The following is a 5,323-nucleotide window of genomic DNA, read 5'->3' as shown; positions in this document are numbered from 1 at the left end:
GCGAAACTTGCGTGCCGGGCACGGAGGATGCGAGGTTCGCGCGCGGAACGGCGGCGGTCAAAATCACGGGGAAGAGGAAACAAGGTGCGAGCACGGCGGGGAGCGATGCTGGTCTGCTGCGCGGCGATGGCCGCGGGCGCGTGCGAGGAAGCGCAGTCGGTGGAGGTTCAGCCGCTTCCGCCCCTGCAGCGCCCGTCGCCGGAGGCGCGCGCTGGCCTGCCGGAGGTGCGCGGGCTGTGGCGGTTCGCGGGGTTCGAGATCCCCGCCTCCGACACCGCGCTGGTGCGCGAGAAGGTGTACGCGCTGACGCCCCCGGGCGACTTCCAGATCGCGACGCAGCGGCTGGATTCCATCGCAGGGCAGTACCTTCGCGCCGGCGTGGCCTTTCCCATCGCGGGCGAGGTGCGCCGCGACAGCGCGATCTCGCTGGTGCTGTTCAGCGCGGGCACGGGGCAGTTCGTGGCGGGCCACGTTCGTCGCGACACGCTGTGGGTGGAGCTGACCACCTTCCAGAGCGCGGTGGAAAGCTGGCCCCGGGGAACGCGCGCCGCGCTGGTGCGCCGGGTGAGCGGGCCGCCGTTCCGCCGGCTGCTGGGCGGCGCGCCCATCTACGTTCCGGTGGACTCGACGCGCCTGGACAGCCTGCGGATGGATTCGCTCCGCCGCGCGGGTGTGGTGGTGCCCCCGGCCGGAACGCAGCCGGCACCGGGGCAGCCGATGCCAGGCGCGGTACCACCCGCCGCGCAGCCCGGGACGCCGCCGGCCGCCCAGCCGCAACGTCCGCCGGTGACGCAGCCGCAGCGTCCGACGGCCACGCAGCCGCGCCCGCCCGCGCCTCAGCCGCGGCAGCCCGTTCAGCAGCGCCCGCCGGCCCAGCGGCCCCCGGCCCAGCGTCCGCCCGCGCCAACCCCGCGGGAAACGATCCCGGAGCCGCGCGAGGAAACGCCGCCGCCGGCACCGCTGCCGCGCCCGAACGCCCCGCGGGACACCATCCGGTTCCCCGCGCCACCCCGCTGAGGCTATTCCAAACGCACTCACCCCCGAACGGACATCCGCTCGGGGGTGAGTTCTTTCACTCACGCACTCACGCACTCACGCACTCCCCTCACCACGGCCGCCAATCCGGGTTCGTCAAGCTCGTCCGAACGTGGTCTTCCCACTTTCCGTTCAGCAGCAGGTAGTCGCGCGCGAAGCCCTCCACGACGAAGCCCAGGCGCCGCAGCAGGCCGCCACTTCGTTCGTTGCGGGGCACGTAGTTGGCCTCGATTCGGTGCAGGTTCTGGTCACGGAACATGTAGCCGAGCGCCGCCTCCAGCCCTTCGCGCATCATGCCGCGGCCCTCGTACGCCTTGTCCAGCCCGTAGCCCAGCACGCAGTAGTGCGCCGGCGCGCGAAAGATCTGCGTGAAGTTGGCGTTGCCGATCACGCGGTCCGGGTGGGCGCGGTCGAACAGGAACAGCCGCACGCTCTTGCCCTCGCGGAACTCCGCGGCGTTGGCGCGCACCTGCACGGCCCAGAACGCCTCGGTGTAGAACTCGGGCGCCATCAGCGGGCGCGACGCCGCCAGGTGCTCCCGGTTCTCGACGAAGTAGCGGGCGATGGCGGGAACGTCGTCCGGCTGCGCCATGCGCACGATGACGCGCTCGGTGGTGAGGTTGGGCGGATCGAGCGTCATGAAAGGTCGGGAGTGCCTGATCGAGTGAATGGCGACGTACGAAAGTAGGCGAGATCGGAGCCCGCGCCAGCACCCTCGGACGGATATTTGTCGCCTCGGCCTCCCGCCGCTGGTTCTGACTGCGCGACCTCCCCGGCATGTCCGTTGCGCAGGGCCGGGCCGCACGTGCACCGAAATCCAACCACCGCGCCGGAGCAGACCAACGTGGCCGAAGACCGCAAGGACCCGCCGTTCCAGGGAGGGTCGCAGCCCGTCCCGCAGCAGAAGGACCCCGTGCCCGGCCCGGGGCGCAGCGTAGCCCAGGTGGTTACGCTCATCGTTTCCGTGCTGGTGGTGGCCGCCTCCGTCCTCTACTTCTTCGCGCACTAGCTCCGCACGCGCGGTGGCGGACCGTGAATCGGGTTGCGTGTTCGGCGTGCACGCGGCTAGCTTTTTACAATGTCAGCCGTCCTTGCCGCCCGCCGCTGGGTCTTTTCGCCCTCGCCCGACCCGGCCGCCGTCGACCGCCTCTGCCGCGAGCTTCGCCTGCCGGCGCCGCTCTGCCGCCTGCTCGTGCTTCGCGGCCATAGCGAGGTAGACGCGGCGCGCGGATTTCTGCGCCCCAGCCCCGGGCACATCCACGCCCCCACGGCGCTCGCCGGGATTGGAGACGCGGTCGCGCGGCTGAAGAAGGCCATCGACGGGCGCGAGATCATCCTGGTCCACGGCGACTACGACGTCGACGGCATCTGCGCCACCGCGCTCTACGTCCGCGCCCTGCGGATGATGGGCGCCGTGGCGCTTCCGTTCGTTCCCCACCGCATCCAGGACGGCTACGACCTTTCCGACGCCGGCATCCGCGCCGCCGCCGAGATGGGCTCCACGCTCATCCTCACCGGCGACTGCGGGATCGTGGCGCACGCGTCCATCGACCGCGCGCGTGCCGCGGGAATCGACGTCATCGTTACCGACCACCACACGCCCGGACCCACCCTTCCCGCCGCGGTTGCCGCCGTGAACCCCAACCGGGTGGACTGCGGCTATCCCGACAAGGGGCTGGCCGGGGTAGGCGTGGCGTGGAAGGTTTGCTGCGCGCTGGCGGCCGAGATCGGCTACCCGGTCGAGAAGCTGTTCAGCTTTCTCGACCTCGTGGCCATCGCCACCATCGCCGACGTGGCGCCGCTGACCGGAGAGAACCGCGCGCTGGTGCGCTGGGGGCTCAAGGTGCTGCGCGAAACGCCCAACCCCGGCCTGCGCGCCCTGCTTCGGGTGACGGGGCTGATGGACAAGGGCGAACTCACCTCCACCCAAGTAGCGTTCCAGCTGGCGCCCCGCATCAACGCCGTGGGACGGATGGGCGAGGCGCAGCGCGGCGTAAAACTGCTGCTGACGGACGATCCGCGCGAAGCGGACGAGATCGCCCAGTCGCTGGAGTCGGACAACCGCTGGCGGCAGTCGGTGGAGGGTGAAACGCTCAAGCAGGCGATGGCGGCCCTGGAGTTCGGGTACGATCCGGATCGCCAGTACGGCGTGGTGCTGGCGCAGGACGGCTGGCACCCGGGCGTGATCGGCATCGTGGCGTCGCGGCTGGTGGAACGCCTCCATCGCCCCGTGGTGATGATCGCGCTGGACGAGCACGGCGAAGGAAAGGGAAGCGCCCGGTCCATCTCGCGCTTCCACCTGTACGATGCCATGCGCGCCTGCGGCCACCACCTGGAGCGCTTCGGCGGCCACCGCGTGGCGGCCGGGTGCACCATCCGCCGCGAGAACGTCGACGCCTTCCGCGACGCCTTCAACGACGCCGCGCGCGCCGCGCTCACGGAAGACGACCTGGTTCCCGAGGTGCGCATCGACCTGGAAATGGAGTTGCGCCACGCCGACCTGGACCTCGTCCGCATGCTCAAGCACGCGGGCCCCTTCGGCGCTGGGAACGCCACGCCCGTCTTCGCTGCGCGCGGCGTGGCGGTCGTGGACCAGAAGGTGGTCGGCAAGGGGCACCTGAAGCTCACGCTGGGCGCGTACGGAGCGAAGCTGGACGCCATCGGCTTCAACATGGCGGACCGCTGCGAGGAGCCGGGCTTCGGCGCGTCGCTGCTGGACGTGGCGTTCAAGCTGGAGGAGAACCACTACAACGGCCAAACGCGCGTGCAGGCCAAGCTCGTCGACCTCCGCCCGTCGGAATAAACGCAATCGAAGTTCCCCCCTCTCCCGGCGCAGTTTGCCGGGGGAGGGGCCGGGGGAGGGGCCCCCGAGGGCATGCACCGACCCCGAACGAGACGCCAATCGACGTTCCCCCCTCTCCCGCGCAGTCTGCGGGGGAGGGGCCGGGGGAGGGGGACCCACAACCAGCGGGTGCCGGTGAGGATCGTCGCGGGGGAGTGGGGCGGACGGCGCATCGCGGCGCCGCCGGGGCGGGCTACGCGGCCCACGACGGACCGCGTCCGCGAGGCGTGGATGTCCGTCGTGGCGCCGTACCTGCCCGGCGCGCGCGTGCTGGACCTGTTCGCCGGCTCCGGCGCGCTGGGGCTGGAGGCGCTCTCCCGCGGCGCCGAGCACGCCGTCTTCGTCGAACAGGCCGCTAGTGCGCTCAAGGTGCTGCGCGACAACGTCGCTGCCCTGGATGCCGGTGATCGCATCGAGATCGTCAAGGCCGACGCGGTGAAGTACGTCGCGGGCCTGGATGCCGGCGGCTTCGACGTGGCCTTCGCCGACCCGCCGTACGGACAGGGATTCGCCGAAGCCATCGTGCAGGCCTTCGCCGCCATACCGTTCGCCGGGCTGCTGTGCGTGGAGCACGGCCGTGACGACGAGCTACCCGAACTTCCCGGCGCGCGCACCCGCCGCTACGGCGACACCCAGCTCACCTTCATCCCGGCGCCCGAATGAGCGCAGAGCGCATCGCGGTCTGTCCCGGATCGTTCGATCCCGTCACCCTGGGCCACGAAGACATCATCCGCCGCAGCTTTCGCTTTGCGGACCGGGTGATCGTCGCCGTGGCCTACAGCGCCACGCAGGTGAAGAGCGCGATGTTCAGCGTCGAGGAGCGCGTGGAGATGATCCGCGACACTTTCGCCGACGAGCCGCGCGTGCAGCCCATGGCCTTCCAGGGGCTGCTGGTGGATTTCGCCAAGTCGCAGGGCGCCACCATCATCGTTCGCGGGCTGCGCGCCGTCTCGGACTTCGAATACGAGTTCCAGATGGCGCTGATGAACCGCAAGCTGTGGGAGGCGATGGAAACCGTGTTCCTGGCGCCGGACCTGGAGCACTCGTACCTCTCGTCCTCGCTGGTGCGGCAGATCGCCTCGCTGGGCGGCGACGTCACCCCGTTCGTCTCCCCCGCCGTCCTCCGCCGGTTGACGGAGCGCTTCGGCGCGCGATGAGCTTCCTGGATTCGGTTCACGCCAGGGCGCGGGCAAACCCGCGCCGCATCGTGCTTCCCGAGGGCGCGGACGAGCGCACGCTGGTGGCCGCCGCCCGGCTGCACGCGGACGGCCTCGCGCGCCCGCTCGTCGTGGGCGGGCCGGAGATCGCGGCGGAACTGACGCGGCTCGGCGCGGGGGAGGTGGAGGTGCTCGATCCGGCGGCGGACGCGCGCCGGCCCAGGCTGGCGTCGCTCCTCTTCGAACGCCGCCGCGCGAAGGGGATGACGGAGGACGATGCCCACCGCCT

7 protein-coding genes are annotated in these 5,323 nt (G+C 71.2%); 6 read left to right on the top strand and 1 reads right to left on the bottom strand.

Going from position 1 to position 5,323, the window contains the following annotated elements; all coding sequences use genetic code 11:
• The first annotated feature begins 105 nt into the window (after positions 1–105).
• Complete coding sequence (locus VIB55_RS10335; protein WP_331876580.1) at positions 106–1,017, top strand: hypothetical protein; 912 nt, start codon at positions 106–108, stop codon at positions 1,015–1,017.
• Between the two features lie 88 nt (positions 1,018–1,105).
• Here the strand turns inward: VIB55_RS10335 and VIB55_RS10330 are convergent, their stop codons facing one another.
• Positions 1,106–1,675 (bottom strand): GNAT family N-acetyltransferase, encoded by a 570-nt coding sequence (locus tag VIB55_RS10330; RefSeq protein WP_331876579.1) that lies wholly within the window; start codon positions 1,673–1,675, stop codon positions 1,106–1,108.
• Positions 1,676–1,840: 165 nt separating this feature from the next.
• Between VIB55_RS10330 and VIB55_RS10325 the strand changes: the two genes are divergently transcribed.
• The 5 genes from VIB55_RS10325 to VIB55_RS10305 form a co-directional block, all read left to right on the top strand.
• Positions 1,841–2,044, top strand: coding sequence for a hypothetical protein (locus VIB55_RS10325; RefSeq protein WP_331876578.1), 204 nt, complete (start codon positions 1,841–1,843; stop codon positions 2,042–2,044).
• Positions 2,045–2,113: 69 nt separating this feature from the next.
• On the top strand, positions 2,114–3,838 hold the full coding sequence (gene recJ, locus VIB55_RS10320) for a single-stranded-DNA-specific exonuclease RecJ (protein ID WP_331876577.1): 1,725 nt from the start codon (positions 2,114–2,116) through the stop codon (positions 3,836–3,838).
• 174 nt (positions 3,839–4,012) lie between these two features.
• Positions 4,013–4,540 (top strand): 16S rRNA (guanine(966)-N(2))-methyltransferase RsmD, encoded by a 528-nt coding sequence (gene rsmD / locus VIB55_RS10315; protein WP_331876576.1) that lies wholly within the window; start codon positions 4,013–4,015, stop codon positions 4,538–4,540.
• On the top strand, positions 4,537–5,034 hold the full coding sequence (coaD, locus tag VIB55_RS10310) for a pantetheine-phosphate adenylyltransferase (RefSeq protein ID WP_331876575.1): 498 nt from the start codon (positions 4,537–4,539) through the stop codon (positions 5,032–5,034). Before rsmD ends, coaD begins: the two co-directional genes overlap by 4 nt.
• Positions 5,031–5,323 (top strand): phosphate acyltransferase (locus VIB55_RS10305; RefSeq protein WP_331876574.1); only part of this gene is annotated, 293 nt, incomplete at its 3' end. The genes coaD and VIB55_RS10305, both read left to right, overlap by 4 nt.

Source organism: Longimicrobium sp., assembly GCF_036554565.1.
Lineage (GTDB): Bacteria > Gemmatimonadota > Gemmatimonadetes > Longimicrobiales > Longimicrobiaceae > Longimicrobium.
Note: the sequence above shows the minus strand (reverse complement) of the source record. Positions and strands in the feature narration are given on the sequence as shown.